This is a genomic window from Arenibacter sp. F20364 (assembly GCF_023015905.1).
Lineage (GTDB): Bacteria > Bacteroidota > Bacteroidia > Flavobacteriales > Flavobacteriaceae > Arenibacter.
On the sequence record NZ_JALKBD010000009.1, the window covers coordinates 113663 to 138970 of the forward strand.

Annotated in this window: 25 protein-coding genes; 10 read left to right on the forward strand and 15 right to left on the reverse strand. The window is 38.6% G+C overall.

The window, feature by feature from the left end:
* Window position 1 precedes the first annotated feature (1 nt).
* From MWU84_RS09480 to MWU84_RS09495, 4 genes are all read right to left on the reverse strand, one after another.
* Window positions 2-574, reverse strand: a complete 573-nt coding sequence (locus MWU84_RS09480) for a nucleotide exchange factor GrpE (protein ID WP_246901012.1) — start codon at window positions 572-574, stop codon at window positions 2-4.
* Between the two features lie 140 nt (window positions 575-714).
* Window positions 715-1677 (reverse strand): TIGR01777 family oxidoreductase, encoded by a 963-nt coding sequence (locus MWU84_RS09485; protein WP_246901014.1) that lies wholly within the window; start codon window positions 1675-1677, stop codon window positions 715-717.
* A 127-nt stretch (window positions 1678-1804) separates the two neighbouring features.
* Entirely contained in the window at window positions 1805-2473 is a 669-nt protein-coding gene (gene mnmD, locus MWU84_RS09490; RefSeq protein ID WP_246901016.1) for a tRNA (5-methylaminomethyl-2-thiouridine)(34)-methyltransferase MnmD, read from the reverse strand.
* 1 nt (window position 2474) lies between these two features.
* Window positions 2475-2978, reverse strand: a complete 504-nt coding sequence (locus tag MWU84_RS09495; protein WP_246901018.1) for a DUF4920 domain-containing protein — start codon at window positions 2976-2978, stop codon at window positions 2475-2477.
* A 105-nt stretch (window positions 2979-3083) separates the two neighbouring features.
* Between MWU84_RS09495 and MWU84_RS09500 the strand changes: the two genes are divergently transcribed.
* Window positions 3084-4157 carry a branched-chain amino acid aminotransferase gene (locus MWU84_RS09500; protein ID WP_246901020.1) on the forward strand — a complete coding sequence of 358 codons (1074 nt, stop codon included), beginning with the start codon at window positions 3084-3086 and terminating at the stop codon, window positions 4155-4157.
* Between the two features lie 88 nt (window positions 4158-4245).
* On the opposite strand, the gene MWU84_RS09505 is transcribed toward MWU84_RS09500, so the two are convergent.
* Complete coding sequence (locus MWU84_RS09505; RefSeq protein ID WP_246901023.1) at window positions 4246-4635, reverse strand: nucleoside triphosphate pyrophosphohydrolase family protein; 390 nt, start codon at window positions 4633-4635, stop codon at window positions 4246-4248.
* 669 nt (window positions 4636-5304) lie between these two features.
* On the opposite strand from MWU84_RS09505, the gene crcB reads away from it, so the two are divergent.
* The 4 genes from crcB (at window position 5305) to MWU84_RS09530 (ending at window position 8769) form a co-directional block, all read left to right on the forward strand.
* Window positions 5305-5670, forward strand: a complete 366-nt coding sequence (gene crcB / locus MWU84_RS09515; RefSeq protein ID WP_246901025.1) for a fluoride efflux transporter CrcB — start codon at window positions 5305-5307, stop codon at window positions 5668-5670.
* 300 nt (window positions 5671-5970) lie between these two features.
* Window positions 5971-6309 (forward strand): P-II family nitrogen regulator, encoded by a 339-nt coding sequence (locus MWU84_RS09520; RefSeq protein ID WP_246901029.1) that lies wholly within the window; start codon window positions 5971-5973, stop codon window positions 6307-6309.
* A 30-nt stretch (window positions 6310-6339) separates the two neighbouring features.
* Window positions 6340-7590, forward strand: a complete 1251-nt coding sequence (gene amt, locus MWU84_RS09525; protein WP_246901032.1) for an ammonium transporter — start codon at window positions 6340-6342, stop codon at window positions 7588-7590.
* A 114-nt stretch (window positions 7591-7704) separates the two neighbouring features.
* Window positions 7705-8769, forward strand: coding sequence for an outer membrane beta-barrel protein (locus tag MWU84_RS09530; RefSeq protein WP_246901033.1), 1065 nt, complete (start codon window positions 7705-7707; stop codon window positions 8767-8769).
* A 57-nt stretch (window positions 8770-8826) separates the two neighbouring features.
* Here the strand turns inward: MWU84_RS09530 and MWU84_RS09535 are convergent, their stop codons facing one another.
* The 3 genes from MWU84_RS09535 to MWU84_RS09545 form a co-directional block, all read right to left on the reverse strand.
* A complete protein-coding gene (locus tag MWU84_RS09535; RefSeq protein WP_246901034.1) occupies window positions 8827-9468 on the reverse strand; it encodes a DUF1684 domain-containing protein in 642 nt (213 codons plus the stop codon).
* A 498-nt stretch (window positions 9469-9966) separates the two neighbouring features.
* Entirely contained in the window at window positions 9967-11379 is a 1413-nt protein-coding gene (locus tag MWU84_RS09540; RefSeq protein WP_246901036.1) for an alpha/beta hydrolase, read from the reverse strand.
* Window positions 11380-11587: 208 nt separating this feature from the next.
* On the reverse strand, window positions 11588-12040 hold the full coding sequence (locus MWU84_RS09545; RefSeq protein WP_246901037.1) for an Lrp/AsnC family transcriptional regulator: 453 nt from the start codon (window positions 12038-12040) through the stop codon (window positions 11588-11590).
* A gap of 118 nt (window positions 12041-12158) precedes the next feature.
* On the opposite strand from MWU84_RS09545, the gene MWU84_RS09550 reads away from it, so the two are divergent.
* Window positions 12159-12551: a hypothetical protein gene (locus MWU84_RS09550; RefSeq protein WP_246901038.1), complete on the forward strand. Its 393-nt coding sequence runs from the start codon at window positions 12159-12161 to the stop codon at window positions 12549-12551.
* A gap of 107 nt (window positions 12552-12658) precedes the next feature.
* Here MWU84_RS09550 and MWU84_RS09555 read toward each other — a convergent pair whose 3' ends face one another.
* Window positions 12659-16117: a methylmalonyl-CoA mutase family protein gene (locus tag MWU84_RS09555; protein ID WP_246901039.1), complete on the reverse strand. Its 3459-nt coding sequence runs from the start codon at window positions 16115-16117 to the stop codon at window positions 12659-12661.
* Between the two features lie 254 nt (window positions 16118-16371).
* Here MWU84_RS09555 and purU point away from each other — a divergent pair, with 254 nt between their 5' ends.
* Window positions 16372-17223 carry a formyltetrahydrofolate deformylase gene (gene purU / locus MWU84_RS09560; protein WP_246901041.1) on the forward strand — a complete coding sequence of 284 codons (852 nt, stop codon included), beginning with the start codon at window positions 16372-16374 and terminating at the stop codon, window positions 17221-17223.
* Between the two features lie 55 nt (window positions 17224-17278).
* Window positions 17279-17980: a DUF4197 domain-containing protein gene (locus tag MWU84_RS09565; protein ID WP_246901042.1), complete on the forward strand. Its 702-nt coding sequence runs from the start codon at window positions 17279-17281 to the stop codon at window positions 17978-17980.
* A 263-nt stretch (window positions 17981-18243) separates the two neighbouring features.
* On the opposite strand, the gene MWU84_RS09570 is transcribed toward MWU84_RS09565, so the two are convergent.
* Window positions 18244-19023: an alpha/beta hydrolase gene (locus tag MWU84_RS09570; protein ID WP_246901044.1), complete on the reverse strand. Its 780-nt coding sequence runs from the start codon at window positions 19021-19023 to the stop codon at window positions 18244-18246.
* A 188-nt stretch (window positions 19024-19211) separates the two neighbouring features.
* Here MWU84_RS09570 and MWU84_RS09575 point away from each other — a divergent pair, with 188 nt between their 5' ends.
* Entirely contained in the window at window positions 19212-19409 is a 198-nt protein-coding gene (locus tag MWU84_RS09575) for a hypothetical protein (RefSeq protein ID WP_246901046.1), read from the forward strand.
* Window positions 19410-19414: 5 nt separating this feature from the next.
* On the opposite strand, the gene pyrF is transcribed toward MWU84_RS09575, so the two are convergent.
* Together pyrF and prfA are read right to left on the reverse strand one after the other, a co-directional pair.
* Window positions 19415-20233 (reverse strand): orotidine-5'-phosphate decarboxylase, encoded by an 819-nt coding sequence (gene pyrF / locus MWU84_RS09580; protein ID WP_246901048.1) that lies wholly within the window; start codon window positions 20231-20233, stop codon window positions 19415-19417.
* A gap of 5 nt (window positions 20234-20238) precedes the next feature.
* Window positions 20239-21315, reverse strand: a complete 1077-nt coding sequence (gene prfA / locus MWU84_RS09585; RefSeq protein WP_246901050.1) for a peptide chain release factor 1 — start codon at window positions 21313-21315, stop codon at window positions 20239-20241.
* A 387-nt stretch (window positions 21316-21702) separates the two neighbouring features.
* Here prfA and MWU84_RS09590 point away from each other — a divergent pair, with 387 nt between their 5' ends.
* Entirely contained in the window at window positions 21703-22365 is a 663-nt protein-coding gene (locus MWU84_RS09590; protein WP_246901052.1) for an ATP-binding cassette domain-containing protein, read from the forward strand.
* Here the strand turns inward: MWU84_RS09590 and MWU84_RS09595 are convergent.
* The 3 genes from MWU84_RS09595 to MWU84_RS09605 form a co-directional block, all read right to left on the reverse strand.
* Window positions 22354-23307 carry an FAD:protein FMN transferase gene (locus MWU84_RS09595; RefSeq protein ID WP_246901053.1) on the reverse strand — a complete coding sequence of 318 codons (954 nt, stop codon included), beginning with the start codon at window positions 23305-23307 and terminating at the stop codon, window positions 22354-22356. The two genes, MWU84_RS09590 and MWU84_RS09595, sit on opposite strands and share 12 nt — an antisense overlap.
* A 287-nt stretch (window positions 23308-23594) precedes the next feature.
* On the reverse strand, window positions 23595-24035 hold the full coding sequence (locus MWU84_RS09600) for a Rieske 2Fe-2S domain-containing protein (RefSeq protein ID WP_246901055.1): 441 nt from the start codon (window positions 24033-24035) through the stop codon (window positions 23595-23597).
* Between the two features lie 49 nt (window positions 24036-24084).
* Window positions 24085-25263, reverse strand: a complete 1179-nt coding sequence (locus MWU84_RS09605) for an AIR synthase related protein (RefSeq protein ID WP_246901056.1) — start codon at window positions 25261-25263, stop codon at window positions 24085-24087.
* Window positions 25264-25308 lie beyond the last annotated feature (45 nt).

Below are 25308 nucleotides of genomic sequence, written 5' to 3' on the forward strand. Positions count from 1 at the left end.
TTTAATTTCCAACAACCACTTTTGGATGGCGTATAATTTTGTCTCCTAGTTTAAATCCCTTTTCAACAACATCAACTATTTTGCCCTTTAGCTTTTTGCTCGGAGCAGGAATTTGGGTAATGGCATCGTGAATTTCAGCATCAAAAGCATCACCTTGTTTGACATCAATTTCTTGAAGACCCTTATTTTTTAATGTTTCCTTGAACTTATTACTTATTAACTCCACTCCCTTAAACATTTCCTGATCCTCTGACTTGGAAATTTCCTTTAATGCGCGGTCAAAATCATCTATTACTGGTAATAATGACACTATAACTTCTTGTCCTGCCGTTTTAAACAGGTCCATTCTTTCCTTGGAAGTACGCCTTTTATAATTCTCGAATTCTGCAAAAAGACGTAAAAATTTGTCCTTTTCCTTATTCAGATCTTCCTTTAACTGCTCTTCCGGGCTAAGTTCTTCCCGATTTTCAATGTCTTCCGCCCCAGTGGAGGAACCGTCTTGTTCCGAATCTTGATCTTCTATATTGTTCAGAACATCATCTTCCATCTCTTCTGTTTTATTTTCGTTGCTCATTTAAAATACATTTATATACTTCCGATTTCAAGTGGCAAAAGTACTGCCAATTCTTTAAAAATGTCATAATGTCATTAAACTTTATAAAAAAACATCCGCCAATAGCGGATGTTCACAATTCATAAAATTCTTTCCAATGCCTAGGATATAAACTCATTCTTGTAGAGCGCATCTATAGGCTTGTGCCCTCCTTTATCCAAATATATATTTTCCAAAGCCCTGCAAATATTGGGATATATAAAGTAAAAACCCGAATCTTCAATCTTTTTACTACTTACTCGCTGACTGGCAAATAACAAATAGGACATTTCTCCCAAGACCAAACGCATCACTATTTTAGGAATATTGGGCAAAAACAGCGGTTTCCCCAATACCCTTGCAATTTCTTTTGTGAGCTTAACATTGGTCACCGGATTTGGCGCCACTGCATTATAAATCCCTGTTAGATCCTTTGAAATAACATGTAAAAATACCCGTCCCAAATCCCGAAGATGAATCCAAGATTGCCATTGATTCCCGGAACCCATGGCAGCCCCCATATAATATTTAACAGGTTTGGCCATTTCTGGCAACGCCCCACCTTTATTGGACATCACCAATCCTATCCTGATCTTGGCAGTTTGAATATTTAATTTTTCAAAAGCATCTACCTCCTGCTCCCAAACAGATACCACCTCCCCCAAGAAACTATCATCCACTTTTTCTTCATCTTCCTTATAATATTGAGATAAGGAATTAGGGTAAATCCCTATGGCCGAAGCAGACACCAATGTTTTAATGGAGTTGGCTCCGTCTTTAGGTATAGCTCCCAATAAAGTTCTCAGGGAATTAACCCTACTGTTCAGTATCTTTTTTTTGTTGTTCCGGGTCCATCTCTTGGAAATACTGGATCCTGCAAGATTGATAATTGTAGTAACCCCATTAAAGCACTTTAAGTCTATTTCATTCTTGTTGGGATTCCAGTAAAAGCCATTATAATCCTTTTGGGAAACGATTTTATCCCTTCTGGTGGTCAAGTAATTTACAGGTATATTGTTTTGCTTGCACAAATCTACAATTTCACTCCCCACCAAACCTGTTGCACCTGTTACCAAAACCTTCATACCCTTGCTATCTTTCTATCAACTTTTATATAAATATATGGGTTTTTAAAATTTCTAAGGTTGAATTTAATTTAGGTTTAACAGTCCAAGCCCCCTAGGTGTTAAGTGATCCATAATAATAGTGTCATTATTGGGAAACCTTTATAGCTCGGAGCATTTCCCTTTTCCCTGGAGGCCCTGGCAAACGTTCCACAACAAATCCTACAGCCTGCATAGCTCTCCTTACGCTTCCCTTTGCAGAATAGGTAACCAGCACACCATCTTTTTTCAATGACCTGTACATTATGGCAAAAACCTCTTCCGTCCATAGTTCTGGTTGGACCCTGGCACCAAAGGCGTCAAAATAGATTAGATCAAACACATTAATATCTGCAATTTCCCTAAAATCACTCTGTTGCTTTATTAAAGAAAAATTTGTCGCTATTGCATGTAATTCCTCCCAAGAAGTTTGGTGCATCTTTATAAAATATTGTTCTAAATCCCCTGCTTCCAATGCTTCAGCATATTCCAATTGCTCCAGTTCCTCCGGGACAACTGGGTAGGCTTCTACACCTTTATAACTTATATCCAATCCTCGTTTCTCCGACTCCAACAAAGTTATAAGGGCATTCAATCCTGTTCCAAAGCCAATTTCCAAAATAGATAATTGTCGGTCATCGAATAACGACAACCCGTTCTTTATAAAAACGTGATAGGCCTCTTGGATAGCGCCATGTGTGGAGTGGTATTGCTCGTTCCAATCTTCGATCTGAATCGTCTTGGAACCATCTGCCGTAGTTATAATTTTTCTTTTCAATTTAGTTTTTTATCAATACCCCATCTGCCTCAAAGGCATATTTCTTCCTTACCTGCTTTATACGGGCAATCTCCTCTTCCGATCTCCCTCCATCACTGGCAAAATGTCTTTGGTCCTTAACGCTCATTTCCTCTACAAAGGCCAAACCATTGACAATTACTTCCTTACCAACAAGTTCCTGGGGCACAAAAAATCCATAATCCTTAAATTTAACCATGGTCTCCTCTCCATTCCCCATTCTCAATTTCATCCAACATCCTTTTGCCATGCAGACTTCCGTTACCAGGCCGGAAAATTTGGATACAAGTGTATCCGTCCTTGACATTTTTTCATAATTCTCAAGCATCTTCCCACTGTTTATGGCGTTGGAATCAGCAAATTGGGTGCCAAAATACTCATATCTTTCCTTTGTTAGTGGCGTTTTTGTTCCATCCAAGGGTTTATTCTGAGCTAAACAAGTCGAAAACACCATAAAAGTCACAATCAAAATGTTAAAAAGTTTCATAATAGCCAAAATTTAAATCCCTTTACAAAACTGGGTATTTTTAGACGAAAAAAGAAGAACTACTAATGATATTTGCTTAATTTTATTGCTTTAAATAAGATTTCTATGCAAACTGTTTCAAATTCAATAATAGTTGAGAAAGTTAAAAACTCGAAAATTGATAAAGTAGATTTTAATAATTTATCTTTTGGAAAATATTTTACAGACCATATGATGGTCTGCGATTATAAGAATGGCGCCTGGGAAGTACCGAAAATAGTTCCTTATCAGCCCATTACGCTTGACCCATCCGCAAAAATCTTTCATTACGGACAATCTGTTTTTGAAGGAATGAAAGCCTATAAGGACAAGGACAAAAATGTTTGGCTGTTCCGTCCCTTGGAAAACCAAAAGCGGATCAACATATCATCCAAAAGATTGGCTATGCCAGAATTTCCAGAGGATTACTTTATGAATGGCTTAAAAGCGCTTTTAAAATTGGACCATAAATGGATTCCCACCGCGGAAGGAAGTTCCTTGTACATTAGACCTTTTGTATTCGCCTCAGGAGGCGGATTCCATGCTTCCCCCTCGGAAGAATACAAGTTTATAATTGCCTGCTCCCCATCCGCATCTTATTTTGCAGGTAAGGTAAAGGTTTTGATTGAAGAGAAATATTCACGATCGGCCAATGGTGGTGTGGGTTTTGCAAAGGCCGGCGGTAATTACGCAGGACAATTTTACCCTACCCAATTGGCAGTTGAAAAAGGTTACAATCAAGTAATTTGGACTGACGACAATAAGCACGAATATATAGAGGAGGCCGGTGCAATGAACATATTTGTAAGGATAAACGACACTCTGATCACCAGTCCTACAAGTGACAGAATATTGGACGGAATAACCAGAAAGAGCATTATAGACATTGCCAAAGATGAAAACATAACTGTGGAGGTTAGAAAAATCACGGTAAAGGAAGTGGTCGAAGCTTCAAAAAATGGCAGTCTCAAAGAAATGTTCGGAGCAGGGACCGCGGCGGTAATTTCACCTATTGCCACTTTTGGCTACCAAGAAAAGGATTATGACCTACCGGAACTAAAAGAGAGTTATGCAGCCCTATTAAAGAAGCGCATTACGGACATACAATATAACAAGGCCGAAGATAAATTTGGCTGGAGATATAAGGTGGATGTAGAATAATGACCAGAAACAATGATTTAAAAGCCCCTCTTTTTCAAGAAAACAGGGGCTTTTTTATTGTTTAAAGTGATTTCTAAAAAAAAAGGCCCTACTTTTTATCCAAAATATCCACAATGTTAGGCTTAAAATAATTAGGCCCCTTGAGGACTTTTCCATCTTCACGATAGATAGGTTTACCGTCTTCCCCCAATTTGCTCATATTACTTCTCTGTATTTCCTCAAAAACCTCCTCTATTTTGTATTGCATACCGTGTTCCAATATCGTTCCACACAATATATACAGCATATCGCCAAGTGCATCTGTAACTTCCACCAAATCATCATTGTTTGCCGCCTCAAGATATTCCCTATTCTCTTCATCCATCAAATTAAAGCGAAGTAAATTCTTGGCTTCGCCCAAATTGGCTTTGATTTCTTTGGAAACTCCCAACCCAAATGAATTATGGAACAATTCTACAGCACTAAGTTTACTTTTCATAATTGTAATTATTTAAGTTAGATTTGCGTAAAAATAGAAATATGTTCAGTACGGGACAATTAATTTTTGCCGGCCTTTTTTTTGTTGCTTTTGTAGTAATAACCATATTTTCCTATCGAAAAGATAAAAAAACGCACAAAAAAAACTATAAAGGCGTTAAATGGGTAGGACTTTTCTTCACATTATTCATAGTAATATTATTTCTTATTAAATTTTTCCTTAAAAATTAACAGTATTTTCCCTTAGACCATAAAAAGTACCCTTGCTCACAACATTCCGGTTTTTTACAACGTTTAAGATACGAAAAGGCGTAATTTTGCGTTAGGTAACTAAATCATTTAGTTGTATGGTAACTTTTTTTAGTATTTTATCAGTTCTTATTGCTATAAATGTTCTATTATTTTTAGTCAGTTTTAACAGTAGCCCAAAAAAGAAAGAAAAGTCCGTCAAAAATATTTCAGAATCTACAGCAGTAATCTTCCCCCTAGATTTAATTAACTCGAAATATAAAAAGGCTGTTTAATTCTAGTCTATTAGGAAATATGTGCATATTTGTATTGTTCCAATACTCATGATAGTATTGGTAATACATTAGTGCAAATTATTAACTACCTTATAGATAGGGTAATTTTTATTTGCTTTAATAAAAGGAATAAAAATTAATAAACGATGAAGCAGTTTTTATTGGTCTTTTTAGGAGGAGGCATTGGAAGTGTCCTTCGCTTCCTAATCAGCAAAACCTTTAACAACGCTTTCTCGAATTTCTTTCTTGGGACCTTTATTGTGAATATAATAGGTTGTCTCCTCATTGGCATTATTATAGGACTTTCGTTTAAAAACAATTTACTCACACCAAATCAATCCCTATTGCTAACCACTGGCTTCTGTGGTGGCTTTACCACTTTTTCAACCTTTGCCCTGGAACAGCACTCCTTTTTAAAAACTGGGGATCTTATCAATTTCATCATTTACACACTTGCCAGTCTTATCATTGGAGTCCTTGCCGTAGCTGCAGGATTCTGGTTATCCAAGTAACAAAAATCCAATTACCCAACTTCAACTCATTTTTAGCGTTTCTATCTATTCAGGTAGATTTTGCTGTTTTTCTGCATTATCAACAGCAAATTACTAAAAAAGACACGATTAATTCAGTTTTTCGCCAAAACAGATGTTAAAAGCTTTAACATATTAATATAATATTAAATTTTAATCACTATACCCATAAAATATTTGGGTCATTTTTATATAAAGTGTAATTCTGACGTATATACCCCCCAAAAAATAGGGGGGTATTGTTTTAATACATATTTTTGCTTCATAAATAATAAATCAATTATGAAAAAAATCGAGGCAATTATTAGGAAATCAAAATTTGATGACGTAAAAAAAGCGTTACATCAAGTTGAAGTAAACTTTTTTAGTTACTGGGACGTAACTGGAGTCGGCAATGAGAAAGAAGGTCATGTCTATAGGGGCATTTCCTATAGCACATCCGACATTCAACGCAGGTATCTTTCCATTGTAATATCGGATGAGTACTTGGAGCGCACCGTCAACACTATTTTGGAAACCGCATATTCCGGCAATGTAGGTGACGGTAAAATTTTCGTTTCCGAAGTATTGGAGGCCTACCGTATTAGAACTAAGGAAAGCGGAAAAGCAGGCATTAACTAAAAATTTAATAACCAACAAACAATTTACAACATGGACGTAGGATTATTTACAGCAAATAACGTTTGGATGATGATATGTACGGCTCTCGTATTCTTCATGCATTTAGGGTTTTCACTTTTGGAAATCGGACTTACCAGACAAAAAAACACGATTAATATCTTATTTAAGAACGTATTCATCATCTGTACAGGATTACTTATCTATTATATAGGAGGATTTAACCTAATGTACCCAGGTGATTTTAACGGCTATCTTGGTTTTGCAGGTTTCGGCCTTGAAGCCCCCATACTACCCGATGGTAGCTTAGACCTTACCTATAGCGAAGGGTATACGTATTGGACAGATTTTCTTTTTCAAGGAATGTTTGCCGCAACAGCTGCTACCATAGTTTCTGGAGCTGTGGCAGAACGTATTAAATTAGGTGGATTCATGATTTTCACCGTAATTTATGTAGGCTTGGTCTATCCAATAGTTGGATCTTGGCAATGGGGAGGTGGATTCCTTTCAACACTAGGTGGCGATGCCGGTGGTTTTCACGATTTTGCAGGATCTACCTTGGTACATTCCGTTGGAGGATGGGCCGCTTTGATTGCAATCTACATCTTAGGCCCTAGAATTGGCAAGTTTGGAGAAGATGGCAAACCTAATGCGATTCCAGGACACAATATTCCAATGGCAGCAGCAGGGGTACTTATTCTTTGGTTAGGCTGGTTTGGCTTTAATGGTGGATCAGTATTGTCCGCAGATCCAGCAGGGACTTCAATTGTCTTGGTTACTACATGTTTGGCAGCAGCCGCAGGTGGAATTGGATCTTTTATTTTCTCCACAATACTTTACAAAAACTATGACCTTACCATGATGTTGAACGGTGTCTTGGGTGGATTGGTAGGTATTACCGCTGGAGCCGATTTAATGTCTCCTTTCGAGTCTATTGTGATAGGTCTAATTGCCGGGGTAATCATTGTTCTGGGTGTTGCACTGATTGATAAATTAAAAATGGACGATCCAGTAGGAGCAGTTGCAGTGCATCTTATCTGCGGTATATGGGGTACTTTAGCTGTAGGCATCTTTGGCGTTAAAGCCGGTGTATCTCAGTTTTTATATCAGTTATCCGGAGTAGCCGCAGTTGGAGTATTCTGTTGTCTAACAGCATTTATTATCCTTTTCGCAATCAAGAAAACTTCAGGAATCAGAGTTTCAAAAGAAGAAGAACTGGAAGGCTTGGATCTACATGAGCACGGAATGGATGCTTATGCAGATTTCAGGATGAACCAACATTAATAAATACCCCAAAAGGTAACGGAGCGTTTTGCAGAACGCTCCGTTAATAACCTTCTCATTAGAACAACTCAATAAATACTTAACATCCTGATAAAGGATATAAACAATTGAATTATGAAAACGATTATTTATACAAAATACGTAAAAAATTTACTTTTACTTGCATTTGCACTAGCTTCTACATTGACTTTTGCCCAAGAGGAAGAAGAAAGTAAAAAATTCACCATTAGCGGAAGTGTAGATGCCTATTACAGAACCAACTTAAATGGAGACAATGGTTTTGACGATGGTTCCGGTTTGCCAAATGCCGCTCCTGGATCTTCATTTGCCAATTTACCAGGTTTTGCTTTGGGAATGGCCAATGTGATTGCCGCTTACGAAGGTGAAGATGTTGGGTTTGTTGCCGACCTTGTATTTGGACCTAGGGGAACAGATGCTATTTTTGCTTCTCCTTTATATTCGGCTACGGGAAACATAGTAAACCAGTTGTATGTATACTGGAATTTAAGCGAATCGGTGAAATTGACCTTTGGTAACTTTAATACCTTTTTGGGTTATGAAGTAATTTCTCCTGTAGCCAACTTTAACTATAGTACGTCCTACTTATTTTCTTATGGTCCTTTTTCCCACACAGGTTTGAAGGCAGATTTCACCCTATCTGACGATTTCAGCTTAATGTTGGCGATCATGAACCCAACCGATCAAACTGAATTGAACCCTACCGAAAAATATGCATTCGGAGCTCAATTGGGCTATAGTGGTCAATTCCTAAATTTCCTTGCGGATGACGGGGCATTCGAAATTGACTTTACAGGTGGTTTTGATTTATCCGATGACTTCTTCCTAGGAATCAATGCAGCGCTTTACGATAATGACGACATTGGTTTTGCAGGTGCAGCCCTTTATCCACAATACGCTACTTCCGATAACTTTACCTTGGGATTAAGAGGTGAATATTTTGTAGAAACAGGAGACTATGGCGCCATTGGAACCGGAGTTGAAGATTCCAGTGTTTTTGCAGTAACCCTTACCGGAAGTGCTACAATTGGAAACTTAATAATAAAGCCTGAATTGCGCTTGGACAGTGCATCAGATGATTCTTTTAGCTTCCTAGATTCGGATTTGGCAGCACAAAAGAGTTTATCCTCATTTGTTCTTGCAGCCGTGTACTCTTTCTAAACAAAATTGAGTTTATTATTTATAGCCCCGCTTAATTAAAGCGGGGCTTTTATATTTTTATCCCTTTTTAAAGGCTTTCACCCCAGCCGGGATCGCAACATCCAACCTATTCTGTTTGGGAACCAAGGGACAGGAATATTTTGGATTGTAAGCACAATAAGGATTATAGGACTTATTAAAATCCAAAAGAATTGTATCTCCCTTGGGAATGGTTAAGTCCAAATATCTACCCCCACCATAGGTATCTTCCCCATTGGTAAGGTCTGCAAAGGGTAAAAACAGATAATCTATATATTTCTCCTGTTGCATCAATTCCTGATTTTGGTAGACTTCCAACTGATGGGTACGTCCATTTAGATTAAAAGTCAATATCCCATAAACGACTTCCTCCGTTTCTCTTTCCGTGGTTGTTGGCATCAAGAAAGGTAAAGCCTCTGGCGTACGAGTGAATTTCGCGGTTATCCTATAAGTAGTATCGGGTTCATAAAAATCCAAAGCTGTAAAATCCTTTCTATACCTATCTGGCAAGGGCGACGTTTCAGGATCCTTGAATTCCTCGTTCATTTTTTTCTGAAATCGCATAATATCCTCCAAGGCCCCCGACTCCAGTTTCACCATATTCTCTTGCTCCTGATCATGGTACCTTTTCTCCTTACAGCCTAATGTCAATAAGAATAAAACCAAAAATAAATACTTCATTTTCCTTCTTTTGGCATAAAAATACAACATCCTTTTCTCTGAATAAAAGAATTTAGGAAACCAACGCTACCTAAGCTCGCCCTTATGAAGCAAATCCAAAACCATTTATGGAAGTGTTTTGAAAGAAAAGATTTATGGAGACATATTATCCCTAATTGCAGCAACCAGTTTTAAATGGAAGCAAGGGCGGAATTTTAAGATTAAAAGAATTTAGAAATAAAATACAAGGAACTTTTTCCGTTTCCTGAAATAGAAACTAAATATATGTTTTGGAATCTACCAAAGGGTCAATAGCCTCAACAAAGTCAATTACCTCGGGGCAAGCCCATGAGGCATCAAAAGGAAACTACCAATAACATTTCGACGTCCGTCTTCTGAACGGGGAACGGGCAGGCCCGCCTGAATGGAACGGGCAGGCCCGCCTGAATGGAACGGGCAGGCAAGCTTCTGAGCATTTTAATCTCGATTATGGAGTAAAAAAACCATTTATACGGCACTTTATTCTTCAATGGTTTCGTAACGGGCGTCTTTTAAATATTTGGCTACAATTTCATTGAACTCGGGCGTTATCCGAAGTAAGGCAGTATTTTCCAAGCTATATAATTCCGCTTTGTTTGTAAAGCCGTTCTTCAATAATTCCTCCAAATAAAACAGAGAGGTCCCATAATCTTCCATTTTAGCACTATTGGCTATTATTTTAAGGTAATAACTATGATCCGTTGGATCCGTTATTGTCTTTAGCATCCACAGAAGGCTCAAGACATCCTGATCTGTTTGGTTTCCACTTAATACTAAATCTATATTATCCTCAATTAGCGCATTTACATAGCCCAAAAGGCGTTTTCCCATTTCTCTTTCTGCTTCTATTTTACTTTTATCATACTTTTTCAACTCCCCCATTTGGTAAATCCACCACCCCAAATTATTGTAATTATAGGTAGCCAAATCCTCCTCTAAGTAATACACATAGTCCTCCTTAATAAATGACTCCTTCAACAGGGTATTGTTCTCATTGCGCGTCATAGTCTTAAAAAGCTTACTCCTTTTAAGCTCACGTTTTATCTTCTTGAGGGAATCGGTATCCTTAAAGACCCTATATACGGACATAACTTCATCCAATAAATTATCGGCTTGAATTAAGCTACTGGAACCGATTAAAAGATTTATTTCTTGTAAATTTTTGGCAAAAGTTCCATTTATATAGGCCTCATCCTTCCCTATTTGCCCCTTGGCCATAGCCGACAGAGTAAAAATCTCCATGGCCTTTTCAAGGTATTGGGGGTTGGGCCATTCATGCCCCCCGTTAAAGATTAATAATTGATTGGGAAATTTTAAACGTCCCATCAGGGATTTCCCCACCAACATTTCAGGGTATGCGTAATCTTCCTTTCCTACGATTCCGATAAAATGAAACAAGTTGTTCGCATCCAATATCTCTATATTGGGATATCCTGCACCACAGGAAATTACTCCAGCTATTCCTTTTACAAAAATTGGCAAAACAGATGCAAATCTGGCACCGCTATCAAACCCCGCACTATAGGTTCTATTCTTTTGAACAGGTAACATCTTAATGATATCATTGAACATTCTTCCAGTTATCAGAATATTCTTGGAGGTAGTCAAAGAGTCGTTCACATTGTTCGATGCCGCGAGAATATACCCTTCCTTTTCAGCAGCTTCCGTAAACATTCGCATAGCTTGCCTACCCCTTCCTGCCATATCAAAAACAAACAGGATAGGCCAATTTTTATCCATCTCAAAACTGGTAGGTAGATACAGCGAATAACTTTCAGCTATGGAATCCTTTACGACAATTGAATCGATTACAACACCTTTCTTCAAGGTTATCTCTTGCGCACTACCCAAAAAACCTGCCCCAAGGAATAGAAATAAAATAATTTTTTTCATAGAATTATTGTCATCAAATATCTAGCCAAATTAAAATAGTGTTCCTAGCGTTACGCAACAAAACAGATGTGGGAAACAATTTTAAAAGCGATATACTCTGTTTGTTCTTTCGTCTGGCCGTTACAACACATTAAATTAAATAATAAATTACTCAGCGCCAAAGTGGGCAACCACTTTTAATTGCAAACCTCTTAACACATCGACTCCCTTAGACCTCTCTTTTTTTAATGGGAGCATTGGACACCACATCCGATAGAATAATATGGGTCCGGGTCTCCCCGTACTGTATAAGCTTGTCTATAAATTTTTCTAAATGAAATTGATCCTTCAGGACCACCAACATAATAATATTTTCATTTCCTGTAATCCTATAACAATTAACGACTTCTTCATATGTGTTTACAATTTCTAAAAATGGCCGTAACTTTCCCATAAAAGCGCGCAGGGTAATTATGGCTTTTAATTGATATCCCGTATGCGAATGGGACACGACAGCCTTGTACCCGGAAATGACCCCCATATCTTCCATTTTCTTCACCCTTTCGGCAACAGCAGGGGGCGTAAGCCCCACTTGCCTACCAATATTGGCAAAAGATTCCCGGGCATTTTCCTGAAGTAATTTTAAAATCTTCCAATTAAGGACATCTAACTTTGCATTCAAAATATAATATATTAAAAAAATTAACTTTTAATAGCTAAAGTACAATTTTACTTTGTTATATAAACTCAAATTTGCTAATTTCTACGTAATTTTATATATAAGAAGTTGCTATAAAAAAATGCCTTATAAAAATTTAAATACGATTCCCATTTATCGCAAATCCTTGGATCTTTTACAGATGAGCAGGGAAATTGCGTCGTACCTGTCTTATAACAAGGATTTACTTAAGCTTTACCAATCCAACAGCCTTAGGGATATTATGGTAGATTCCCTATTAACAGATTCTATTTTAATTCCTCAGCAAATTGAAGCAGCGGAGCGCTCCGAGTGCTATGCCGCAAGAATGAGGAGTGCCACTTTTATCAATGTTATTATAAGAAATATAAGCTCATATTGTACAGGTTTGGAAAAAGATGGGGTCAAGGAAAAAGAATACTTAAATCTTTTGAGGAGCGAAATAAAAAGTTTCAGAAGGTTGTACAAAGTATGGAGGCGATCCATTCGCAGTTAAGTCTTATCAATCATAACACCCTGATTTCCAACCTTAATTATACTCGCATTTACCCAATAGTTGTCTTAAGAATAGATCTTAAAAGTAATTAGGTCCAATCCTTTCTTCTACATATTTCTCCTGTACTGCCCCCCTACTGCAAACAGTGCATCCGTAATTTGCCCTAAGGAACACACCTTGGTAACTTCCATTAACTTTTCAAAAATATTCCCGTTTTTAACGGCTATCTCCTGTAATTCCATTAATTGAACCTTGGCAGATTCCCCCATTACGGCATGTAAATTCTTCAGAGTTTCAATTTGAGTTTGTTTTTCCTTATCTGTCGCCCTAATAACTTCCGTTGGTAGCATTGTTGGAGAACCTTTTGAACTTAGAAAAGTATTTACGCCAATAATTGGAAAATCCCCACTGTGCTTTAGGGTCTCGTAATAAAGACTTTCCTCTTGAATTTTAGATCTCTGATACATTGTTTCCATTGCTCCCAGAACACCTCCACGTTCCGAAATACGGTCAAACTCCAATAATACGGCCTCTTCAACGAGATCGGTGAGCTCTTCTATTATAAAGGAGCCCTGTAATGGATTTTCGTTTTTTGCCAAGCCCAATTCTTTGTTTATTATCAATTGAATAGCCATGGCCCTACGAACGGACTCTTCTGTTGGGGTGGTTATCGCCTCATCATAGGCATTGGTATGTAAGGAATTGCAATTATCATAAATGGCATAAAGGGCCTGTAAAGTTGTACGGATATCATTAAAGTCTATTTCTTGGGCATGCAGACTGCGCCCTGAGGTTTGGATATGGTACTTTAACATTTGTGCCCGGGGATCTGCACCGTATTTGGAATGCATTGCCTTGGCCCATATCCTACGCGCTACCCTTCCTATAACGGCGTATTCCGGATCAATTCCATTTGAGAAGAAAAAGGATAGATTGGGACCAAACTTATTGATATCCATCCCCTTGCTTAAATAATATTCCACATAGGTAAAACCATTGGATAAGGTAAATGCCAATTGGGTAATTGGATTGGCTCCCGCCTCGGCAATGTGATATCCCGAAATGGAGACTGAGTAAAAATTACGTACGTCGTTCTTTATAAAATATTCCTGTACATCCCCCATTAGACGCAGTGAAAATTCCGTGGAAAAAATACAGGTATTTTGGGCCTGATCTTCTTTAAGGATGTCCGCCTGCACAGTTCCCCTTACCTTATTTAGGGTATTATTTTTTATTTCATTATAAATACCTTTTGACAATACCAGATCGCCTGTAATCCCCAAAAGCATCAACCCCAACCCATTATGACCTTCAGGTAATTCTCCCCTGTATTTTGGTCGCTCAATACCCCTCTCCTTGTAAATGGCAGCTATTTTCTGTTCCACCTCATTCCCCAAGCCATTTTTCAGAATATATTTTTCACAATTCTGATCAATAGCGGCATTCATAAAATAACCCAACAACATGGGGGCCGGACCATTGATAGTCATACTAACTGAAGTGGAGGGGCTAGATAGATCGAAGCCCGAATATAATTTTTTCGCATCGTCCAAACAACAGATCGAAACCCCTGCATTTCCAATTTTTCCATAAATATCAGGCCTATAATCCGGATTATGACCGTATAGGGTAACGGAATCAAAGGCAGTGGACAAACGCTTGGCAGGCAATCCCAAGCTAACATAGTGAAAGCGCCTGTTGGTACGTTCCGGACCACCTTCTCCCGCAAACATCCTTGTGGGGTCTTCTTCGGTCCTTTTAAAAGGATAAAGTCCGGCAGTATAAGGAAACTCTCCGGGTACATTCTCTTGAAGAGTCCAGGTCAAAATATCGCCCCATGCCCCGTATTTTGGAAGTGCCACTTTAGGAATATTGGTTTGAGCCAAAGATTTTGTACGGGTCTCCATTTCAATTTCCTTCCCCCTTACCTTAAAACAAAAGGTTGGGGATTTATAAAGTTGTACCTTCTTTTCCCAATTCAGTATCAACTCCCAGTTATGGGAATCCAAATTCATTTTTAGTCTATCGAATTCCCTGAACAACAGCTTTATCAAGGACTTTTTATCCTCAGGCAATGACAATTCCAAAATTGCCTCTGTATTTAATCCGTTTTTTTGAAGAAAAGAATTAAAACCTTGCTTGACATCTACCTGGGATACGGCCTGAATAGCCTTAAAAACACCAAATAATCTTTGGGCCAACTCAGCTTGATGAAGGACCTTTTTATCATATGCCCGGTTGTTTTCTGCTATTTCGGATAAATAGCGCGTGCGCGAAGGGGGAATTATAAAAACCTTCTCTTCATCCGCATTCCCAATTTGGAAATGGGAATTCAAGGTTGCTCCAGTTTCGGAAACCAACTTATCCATGACAGATTTATACAAACGATTCATTCCCGGGTCGTTGAACTGCGAGGCTATGGTCCCAAAAACGGGTAGTTCTTCATTCTTAACCTCCCACAGGCCATGATTGCGCACATATTGCTTTTTAACATCCCTCAGAGCATCCTGAGCCCCTCTTTTATCGAACTTATTAATAGCCACTATGTCTGCGAAATCTAGCATATCTATTTTTTCCAACTGGGTGGCAGCCCCAAATTCGGGGGTCATCACATAAAGGGACACATCACTATGTTCTACTATCTCCGTATCCGATTGCCCTATTCCCGAAGTTTCCAAAATAATTAAGTGGAACCCTGCCGCCTTTAGGACTTGAATTGCTTCATCCACATTTTTGGACAAAGCCAAATTGGATTGTCGGGTAGCCAGTGATCGCATATAGACGCGGGAATCGTTAATGGAGTTCATGCGAATACGGTCTCCCAACAATGCACCGCCCGTTTTCCTTTTAGATGGATCAACAGAAATGATTCCGATGGTTTTAGCTGGGAAATCCAGTAAAAACCTTCTGACCAATTCATCTACCAAACTGGATTTTCCAGCACCGCCGGTCCCTGTAATTCCAAGTACGGGCACCGTATTATCCGATGGAACCAGACCACTAAAGTCCTTTTCAAATTCCTCATTCCTATTTTCCGCCAAGGTAATAAGCCGTGCTATGGCATTTACATTCCTTTCCTTTAATAATTGAAACATTGACCGGCCCTCGGGAATTTTGAAATTTGGAATGGAAAAATCACTTTGCCGCACCAAATCATTTATCATTCCCTGCAGCCCCATAGTCCTGCCATCATCAGGGGAATATATCCTGGTTATACCATAATCCATTAATTCTTTTATCTCTGCAGGAAGAATTACCCCTCCACCACCGCCAAAAATTTTGATGTGATCCGCACCTCTTTCCGACAAAAGGTCGTGCATATACTTAAAATACTCCGTGTGCCCACCTTGATATGAAGTTATGGCAATGGCATTTACATCTTCCTGAATAGCACAATCCACTACCTCCGAGACGCTGCGGTCGTGACCTAAGTGAATTACTTCCACACCGGTAGCTTGAATAATACGACGCATCATGTTAATGGCCGCATCATGACCATCAAACAAGGATGCAGCCGTAACTATGCGAACTTTATTTTTGGGAACATATGGCGGTTTCTGCTTCATAAGAACAATACTATTCGCCTTTTATCGATTAAAACAATACCCCTTTCCATATTCGCTCTCCACAGCTGATAGTATTAGGAATTGAATGAACAAGGCGGGCCCATTTTAATAGACAAAAAAAGGACAATTAATAGGGTGCAATTTAACAAAAACGCAAAAAATATAGTGATAAAATTAGAATTTTATAAAAATGTAGCTCAACCAGAGTACTTCATTCCTAAAATCCTAATTTTGCGACCTAAAACGATTAAACTTTGAAAACAACTATCCTCATTAATTGCCCCGACCAATCCGGAATTATCAGTTCGGTAACCGGATTTATACATAAAAAAGGCGGCAATATTATCTATATTGATCAACACGTGGATAAAGAAGCCGGGATATTTTTCATGAGACTGGAAAGCGATTTTGAAAAGAACATTCCAGCCGTTAAAAATCTGAAACAAGAATTTGAAAAAGAATTGGCGCAACCCTACCAAATGGAGTGGAGCTTACATTTGGGTTCTGTAAAACCCAAAATGGCACTATTTGTTTCCAAATACAATCATTGTTTGTACGACTTACTAAGTAGGTACAATATAGGGGAACTGGAGGTTGACATACCTTTTATCCTAAGCAATCACAGTGATTTGGAATATGTGGCCAAACAATTCGATATTCCCTTTTTTCATGTACCGGTAACAAAAAACACAAAAAGTGAGGCCGAAAACAGACAATTGGAACTTTTGAAAGAGTATCAAATAGATTTTATTGTATTGGCACGATATATGCAAATTGTCACCAGCAAGATCATTGACAACTATCCCAACAAAATTATCAATATACACCATTCCTTTCTTCCTGCCTTTGCAGGTGCCAAGCCATACCATGCAGCCTTTGAGAGGGGTGTTAAAATCATTGGTGCCACAAGTCATTACGTTACCGAGGAATTGGATGCCGGACCTATCATTGAGCAGGATGTTACAACCGTAACGCACGCCCATAGCATCAAGGATTTTATAACCAAAGGCCGGGATTTGGAAAAAATTGTACTATCCAGGGCGGTAAAGCTTCACATTGGAAGGAAAACAATGGTCTATAACAACAAAACCGTGATTTTCTCTTAATCCAGGTACTAAATCGCAATAGCTTAAGTTATAGTTATAACTCTAAAACTTTAAAATGAAAAAAATCTTATTAGCGGTAATCCTATTTCAATTTATTGGTTGTTCGGAATTACAACAAGTGGTAAATCAATTGCCTCAAGGAGGTGCCATTGGCAATGAAGAAATTGCAAATGGATTAAAGGAGGCCCTAAATATGGGAATCGAAAAACAGGTAAGCAAACTTACCCAAACCGATGGTTTTTTTGGTAACGAACTGGTAAAGATTATGCTGCCGGAGGAACTGCAAAAAGTAGACAAGACCCTCAGGGACATAGGATTGTCCAGCCTAGCAGATGAAGGCCTTAAAATCCTCAACAGGGCCGCAGAGGATGCCGTAAGTGAAGCAACACCCATATTTGTGAATGCGGTAAAGGGAATGAGCTTTAACGACGCCAAAAACATTCTTTTGGGATCGGACACTGCGGCAACAGTGTACCTTACCAATGCCACACAAACAGATCTATACAATAAATTTAACCCCGTTATTAAAAGTTCCTTTGAAAAGGTGGGGGCAGATAAAATATGGAACAACCTAATTACCAGATATAACAATATTCCCCTTACCAATAATGTAAATCCAGACCTTACGGATTACGTTACACAAGAGGCCCTGAACGGCGTATTTACGATGATTGCTATTGAAGAAAAGGAAATAAGGACCAAAGTTTCCTCAAGAACCACAGATGTGTTGAGAAAAGTTTTTGCCCTACAGGATTAAAAATGAACAATTTATGGCATTTTACACAATAAATCCAAAAGCGCTTCGTTACAATTATACAAGCACACATCACAACCTATAATTTACCTGAAATAACAATACAGTTTACATAAAGAATTTGAGTTAGTATTTTTTGAGTTAGTTAGTTTAAAACCGGTGGGAGCACCGGTTTTTTTATTTGTGCAGTAGACGAATTGCATTCCACCCAAGATTGATTTTGATGCAAAATCAATGTCCGCCATGATCGAAAAAAATTGTTTGGATTACTTCACCAAAAGATATCCTATGACGGTATCATTAAAAAACTGCGGCTGTTCCACATTCACTACATGCCCACAGTTCTGGACCACAATAAGCTCAGCACTTTTATGATCCAATACAATTTGCTTAATAGTAGGCAGGAACAAATAATCCTCGGCCCCCATTACGTAAAGCGTAGGAATCTTTATATCTACTGTCCTAAAAAAACGAAGCAAAGGATTAATCTCCGAGGTCAACTTAAACCAACGAATAAATTCCTTTTGGTATAATTTCTTTGCCTCCCTAACAAAGAGTGATCGTGATTCCCTATGATTTTTATTTGGCATAATTACAAAGGCAAAAAATTTATAAAGCCATAAATAAGGCACTATGGATTTTAAAATAACCCCAAGTCTCATCAATATTTGTGACCTTAGGTTCAATTTCATAATAGCCCCTCCCATAATCATGCTCTCCACTCTATGGGGATGCTTCTCTGCCAAATTTCGAATCAAGATAGTACCCAGGGAAATTCCAATAAAATGAGATCTATCTATCTTTTCAAAATTGATCACCTCCAATATATCCTCGGTTATATTGTCAAAAGTATACTTATTCTTAAAGGCATCCTTGAAATGCACCTTAGAGTTCCCGTGCCCCCTAAGATCCAAAAGAAGTACATTAAAATGTTCTTTAAATTCCCTAAGCTGCTTATACCAAATAGTGGAGCTACCTCCTGCACCATGTACAAAAGTCACCCAGGTGGAAGAGGAATTGTGGCTATGTATATTATAACTGATCAATATTCATTTTTTATAAATGTAGTGTTTAATACAATACACTTGATAGCGTTCAAAAAAACCAAAAAATACTTTCTAACATTTCCATAAAGTCAATTAATAGACAAACAACCTGATTACTAGATAAATGCACTGTCAGAAAGCCGGCCGAAAACTCCGTTTCTATTTATATTTGTAAAAAAAAAAAGAATATGGAAAATCAATATTGCAAAGTTGGTTCGGTATCCCCAAGGAGCCAAGTTACCCAAGAAATAAGCCTCTTGGAGTACCAATACCAAAGTTTCATGGACATGGCCACTAGTAAAAAACACGTGGATTCAAAACTTGCAGAATTTTTTGAACTAAAAGCTGTAAAAATTCAAAAAATTATTCAAACCTTGACCCAATAGGAACTTTAGCGCTTTTTAAGTTCCAAACTCATTTCCTGCTGTAATTCTTTTGCCTTTTCGGCAGAGGCCTGCGCAAAATTTTCTTTGTCCGAGGCATAAATAATTCCCCTGGATGAGTTTACCAAAAGGCCTACATTTTCGCTCATTCCGTATTTGCACACTTCAGCCAGACTACCTCCTTGGGCGCCAACCCCTGGTACCAACAGAAAACTATTTGAAACAATATTCCTTATTTCCGTCAAAAAAGTCGCTTTGGTGGCACCTACAACGTACATTAAATTTTCCGAATTTTTATATGATTTTGAAATCTCCAGTACCTCTTTGTACAACTCCTGACCGTCTACCATTTTTGTTTGAAAATCAAACGCCCCCATATTCGAAGTAAGTGCCAGCAATATGGTATGCTTATCCTTAAAAGCTAAAAACGGCTCCACGGAATCCCTTCCCATATAAGGTGCAATGGTTACAGAATCGAATCCCAAATCCTCAAAAAAGGCCTTGGCATAACGCGAGGAAGTATTGCCAATATCGCCACGTTTGGCATCTGCAATAGTAAATATTTCAGGATAATTTCTATTTAAGTAATCGATGGTTTTTTCCAAAGCCTGCCATCCCTTTATCCCATAAGCCTCATAAAAAGCTGTATTGGGTTTGTAGGCTACACATAAGTGGTGGGTTGCATCAATAATGGCCTTGTTAAAAGCAAAAATAGGATCTTCCTCTTTCAATAGATGTTTTGGAACCTTATCCAAATCCGTGTCCAACCCAATACAAAGAAAGGATTCTTTTTTTCGAATCTGTTCAACTAAAAACTGAGTGGTCATAGGAATTAAAATATCTCGGAGGCCTCCTTAAGTTTCTCCGTATTCTCAACCAAACTTAATTCGTCTATAATACGTTGAATATCCCCATTAATAATGTTTTGCAAGTCGTATAGTGTTAAACCGATCCTATGATCCGTAACCCTTCCCTGCGGGTAGTTATAGGTCCTAATTTTAGCCGAACGGTCACCGCTACTAACTTGGGAGTTTCGCTTGGCAGCATCTTCCTCCTGTTTTTTCGCTAATTCCATGTCATAAAGACGTGAGCGCAGTACCCTAAATGCCTTTTCCTTGTTTTTGTGCTGTGATTTTTGATCTTGACACTGTGCCACCAATCCAGTTGGAATATGGGTTAAACGTACCGCTGAATAAGTCGTGTTAACGGACTGACCTCCAGGCCCTGAGGAACAGAAAAAATCTATACGAACGTCCTTGGGATCGATCTGAACATCAAAATCCTCGGCCTCTGGAAGCACCATCACCGTAGCGGCACTGGTATGTACCCTACCTTGGGTTTCGGTCTGGGGAACACGCTGAACACGATGCACTCCGGCTTCAAATTTAAGGGTTCCATACACATCCTCGCCTGTGACCTCGAACTGAATCTCCTTGTATCCGCCACTGGTACCCTCACTTAAGTCAATGACATTAGTTTTCCATCCTTTGGATTCACAGTATTTGGTATACATTCTGAAAAGATCGCCAGCAAAAATACTTGCTTCATCTCCCCCTGTACCTGCTCTTACCTCAACTACTACGTTTTTGGAATCTTCCGGATCTTTGGGAATCAACATCAATTTAATCTCCTCCTCCAATTTTGGTAATTTTTCCTTGGCCTCCTCCAACTGCATTTTGGCCATATCTACCATTTCCGGATCACTGCCATCGGCCAGAATCTCCTCTGCCTCGGATATATTATTAGTTAGCTCCAAATAAAGATCCCTCTTATCTACAAGTTGCTTTAAATCCTTATATTCCTTGTTTAGCGCCACATAACGCTTCTGATCAGCTATAATCCCAGGCTGGATTATAAGGTCTGAAACCTCATCAAAACGTTGCTTTACTATGTTTAATTTATCTATCATATACAATCTACACTTGGACTGCGAATTTACGATAATTTTGTACATTTAAGCATATCCTATTCAATAGATGAATTCAATTTTCAATTTTAGAACCTATCAATTGAGTTTCCTCTTTGCCAAGCCTTATCTTTGGATATCCTTTCTTATTACAGTTTTTATGGTTTTTAGCGGGAGTGTTGTATTTAAAATATCCAACCTAAATGCAATGATCCTGAGTTCCAAGATATTGTTCTACCTAGGGGTCTTCCTTTTCTATTTTGACATTGCACTGCGAAAACGTTTAACGTTTTATCAAAATTTCGGCTTGTCCAAAACAGTCCTTATCCTTATTTCATTGCTCTTCGACACCTTAATCACCCTAGTATTCATTAAACTCATCCGATTATTTTGACCTTGGAAATAGACAGCGTTGATTTGGAGTTTGATGGAAATAAAATCCTGTACGGCATTTATTTAAAATCGGAGCTTGGAAAAGTTACAGGGATCCTCGGAAGAAATGGCAGTGGTAAAACTTCCCTTTTGAGGATATTGTTTGGGGATCTACGACCTAAATACAAGAACATCCGGATTAATGGAAAGTGCCTTCCAAAGCCCTTATACCGAACTGGAAAAATAGGTTACCTACCACAACACCCACTTTTACCCAAACACCTGAGGGTAAAACGGGTTTTTGAGCTGTTCAACCTTTCTTGGGAACAATTCATTATCCATTTCGAAAGTTTTATAGAATACTCCCAAACAAGGATCAAAGATTTATCCAGCGGGGAAGTTAGGGTTATTGAAACATACGTAATACTCTTGTCCAATAAAGAAATTATTCTCTTGGACGAACCTTTTTCATTTATTGCACCAGTCTATGTCGAGAAATTCAAATCGCTTATAAATTCTGTAAGAAAAAGGAGCATTATAATCCTGACAGATCATTTCTACAAGGATATTTTGACCGTTAGCGATACGGTCTATCTTCTAAAAAATGGGTGTTCTAAAAAAATAGAAGACGAAAAAGAATTAAAAAGAGAAGGCTATACCAATCAGGACTTAATTGAATAGGATGCCGCTACTTTTATGCATTTTATTGTTACCGTCCACAATAATCGCTTCGGTTCCTTTTATTTGATTGATCAGTGCCATTCCCGAATCTACCCCTAGCACAAAAATAGCCGTAGCCAAAGCATCTGACCATTCAGCGGTTTGGGAAAAAACCGAAACACTATTTATTCCTGAAATAGGATTACCGGTACGGGGATCAAGAATATGGGAATATTTCTTTCCTTCAAAAGTGATATATTTATCGTAACTCTCTGAAGTAGCAACAGAAGATTCCAGAACGGGCAACCACGAAAATATTTTGTCCTTGCTCAATGGATTTGCAATTCCGATCAACCACTTTTCCCCGGTAGCCTTTGTACCCCATGTGGTTAGGTCACCAGAGGCATTGATAACACCAGCGTGAACCTGCTTCCCTACCAACAGTTCTTTTGCCTTATCAGCAGCATAGCCCTTCGCTATACCTCCTAGACCTATCTTCATTCCTTTTAATTGTAAGAAAACTGTATGATCTTCCTCATTCAGTATAATTTTCCTATACCCTACCTTGCTTACGGATTGTTTAATTTCGTCCGCGGTAGGCTTGTATTTCATGGAACCATCAAACTTCCATATTTTGTCCAACCCGGCAAAGGTAATATCGAATGCACCATTGGTAATTTCAGAAATCTGATTGGCCCTTTCAATTAGCTTGAATAACTCAACACTTACCTTAACAGGTTTAATTCCTGCATTTTTATTAATTTTTGACGTCTCCGATTCCTCGTCCCATGAAGATATCAGTTTTTCTATTCTTTTAATTTCAAATATTGCCTCTTCTATATTTATATAACCTATTTCCTCGTTATCGGCCACAACGGTAATATCAAATTTATCGCCCATCAGGTTCACCGATCGCTGAACGGTAACATATTTATGCTCCTGGGCATGTCCGATAAATACCATGCAACATATTAAAAGAGAAAATAAGACCTTCACCCTAGAACAAAATTAAAAATTGAACTTTTTCCCCTGTTTTCTAGAATAAGTGTATCGTCTTGGAAGGGTATAAATCTCGACAAAGCAAACCCAAAAAAATTAGCTCTAACAGTACTACCTGAACCAAGAATTTGCAACGACTCCTTTATTCCCGTACATAAAATAGGCAATGTAGAAAAGACGTAAATTGGTAGTACGAAGAACGATTTTAGTAAAAATCCCATGTATGCAAGTAGGTTAAAAATCAGATTTGATTATTCAAATACACGAAGGATCTGTCCGTCCAGCTCTGTATTAAATATTTTAAGCTGTTTTGCCGGAGTACTATCAACTTGATTCAAAGGTGCGCCGTCTAGGTCAAAACGGGACCCGTGTACATCACAATAAAAAATACCTCCATCATTGGTGGTAAACCGTACTTGGTCATAAGACTCATGACTACAAACTTGGCTGGCTGCCACGAAGTTGCCATTTAAATCCTTAACGACCACAATTAAGTTCTTTAAAATAAAGCTACCATTATCAGCTAACTTAGCCCCCTCAGATGAATTTAAATCTATTGTGAAGTCAACGCCGCTAGGGATTTCCTCAATATCTCCGTTGTCGCTATCTTTAGAACATCCCTGCAAGCAGGGAAAAGTGAGGGCAAATGCTGCGCCGGTACCTAAGGTCCTTAAAAATTGCTTTCTTTCCATAACGTAATTTCTTTATAAAACAACGTTGAAAAAAGGGTAATCGTATACCTCAATACACAAAGGTGCCGTACTCGCTTTCAATTGTGAGTTTTTTAACAGAATTTGCCTCCACCCTACCCACAATTTGGGCGGAAACCCCGAAGCTTTCCGAAATGCCAATAAGGTCTTCGGCAATAGCGGGATTTACATACAATTCCAATCTGTGGCCACAGTTAAAAACCTGGTACATCTCTTTCCAATCGGTCCCCGATTGTTCTTGAATTAATTGGAACAATGGGGGTACAGGAAATAAGTTGTCCTTAACAATATGGAGCTGGTCTATAAAATGAAGAATTTTGGTCTGCGCCCCTCCACTACAGTGCACCATTCCATGGATGTCATTCGCCGTATATTTTTCTAAAATCTTTTTTACAATCGGGGCGTAGGTGCGGGTTGGGGATAGCACCAATTTTCCCGCATCCAATGGGGTGTCAGGGACCCCATCGGTCAACTTCACATTTCCAGAATACACCAGATCTTCGGGCACTGCCGCATCATAACTTTCAGGATATTTTTCTGCCAAATACTTGGAAAAAACATCATGTCTGGCAGAGGTAAGCCCGTTGCTCCCCATACCCCCGTTATATTCCTTTTCATAACTGGCCTGCCCGGAAGATGACAATCCAACGATTACATCCCCTGCCTCAATATTGGCATTATTTATTACGTCACTTCTTTTCAATCTTGCTGTAACCGTGGAATCTACGATTATGGTACGTACCAAATCACCAACATCTGCCGTTTCCCCGCCGGTTGATCTAATCGTAATCCCGTGTTTTTCCAAATCCTCTATCAACTCTTCCGTTCCGTTGATTATGGCCGAGATAACCTCAGCTGGAATTAAGTTCTTGTTTCTTCCAATAGTGGAGGACAACATGATATTGTCCGTTGCTCCCACGCATATGAGGTCATCAATATTCATGATCAAGGCATCTTGGGCAATTCCCTTCCATACGGAGACGTCACCGGTCTCCTTCCAGTACATATAGGCCAAGGAAGACTTGGTTCCTGCCCCATCGGCATGCATCACCAAACAGTAGTCCTGATCATTTGTGAGGTAATCAGGTACAATTTTGCAAAATGCCTTGGGGAATAAGCCTTTATCAATATTCTTTATGGCCTTGTGCACGTCTTCCTTGGAAGCGGAAACCCCTCTTTGATCGTATCTTTTGCTGTTGGATGAGCTCATGAATAAAAGTTTGGGGCAAAAATAGTGGAATCCACAAAAAAAGCC

Coding starts and splice junctions, on each gene's coding strand:
- MWU84_RS09480 (WP_246901012.1), bottom strand. CDS start 574: ATGAGCAACGAAAATAAAACAGAAGAGATGGAAGATGATGTTCTGAAC.
- MWU84_RS09485 (WP_246901014.1), bottom strand. CDS start 1,677: ATGAAGGTTTTGGTAACAGGTGCAACAGGTTTGGTGGGGAGTGAAATT.
- MWU84_RS09495 (WP_246901018.1), bottom strand. CDS start 2,978: ATGAAACTTTTTAACATTTTGATTGTGACTTTTATGGTGTTTTCGACT.
- MWU84_RS09500 (WP_246901020.1), top strand. CDS start 3,084: ATGCAAACTGTTTCAAATTCAATAATAGTTGAGAAAGTTAAAAACTCG.
- MWU84_RS09505 (WP_246901023.1), bottom strand. CDS start 4,635: ATGAAAAGTAAACTTAGTGCTGTAGAATTGTTCCATAATTCATTTGGG.
- crcB (WP_246901025.1), top strand. CDS start 5,305: ATGAAGCAGTTTTTATTGGTCTTTTTAGGAGGAGGCATTGGAAGTGTC.
- MWU84_RS09520 (WP_246901029.1), top strand. CDS start 5,971: ATGAAAAAAATCGAGGCAATTATTAGGAAATCAAAATTTGATGACGTA.
- amt (WP_246901032.1), top strand. CDS start 6,340: ATGGACGTAGGATTATTTACAGCAAATAACGTTTGGATGATGATATGT.
- MWU84_RS09530 (WP_246901033.1), top strand. CDS start 7,705: ATGAAAACGATTATTTATACAAAATACGTAAAAAATTTACTTTTACTT.
- MWU84_RS09535 (WP_246901034.1), bottom strand. CDS start 9,468: ATGAAGTATTTATTTTTGGTTTTATTCTTATTGACATTAGGCTGTAAG.
- MWU84_RS09540 (WP_246901036.1), bottom strand. CDS start 11,379: ATGAAAAAAATTATTTTATTTCTATTCCTTGGGGCAGGTTTTTTGGGT.
- MWU84_RS09550 (WP_246901038.1), top strand. CDS start 12,159: ATGCCTTATAAAAATTTAAATACGATTCCCATTTATCGCAAATCCTTG.
- MWU84_RS09555 (WP_246901039.1), bottom strand. CDS start 16,117: ATGAAGCAGAAACCGCCATATGTTCCCAAAAATAAAGTTCGCATAGTT.
- MWU84_RS09565 (WP_246901042.1), top strand. CDS start 17,279: ATGAAAAAAATCTTATTAGCGGTAATCCTATTTCAATTTATTGGTTGT.
- MWU84_RS09575 (WP_246901046.1), top strand. CDS start 19,212: ATGGAAAATCAATATTGCAAAGTTGGTTCGGTATCCCCAAGGAGCCAA.
- pyrF (WP_246901048.1), bottom strand. CDS start 20,233: ATGACCACTCAGTTTTTAGTTGAACAGATTCGAAAAAAAGAATCCTTT.
- prfA (WP_246901050.1), bottom strand. CDS start 21,315: ATGATAGATAAATTAAACATAGTAAAGCAACGTTTTGATGAGGTTTCA.
- MWU84_RS09595 (WP_246901053.1), bottom strand. CDS start 23,307: ATGGTATTTATCGGACATGCCCAGGAGCATAAATATGTTACCGTTCAG.
- MWU84_RS09600 (WP_246901055.1), bottom strand. CDS start 24,035: ATGGAAAGAAAGCAATTTTTAAGGACCTTAGGTACCGGCGCAGCATTT.
- MWU84_RS09605 (WP_246901056.1), bottom strand. CDS start 25,263: ATGAGCTCATCCAACAGCAAAAGATACGATCAAAGAGGGGTTTCCGCT.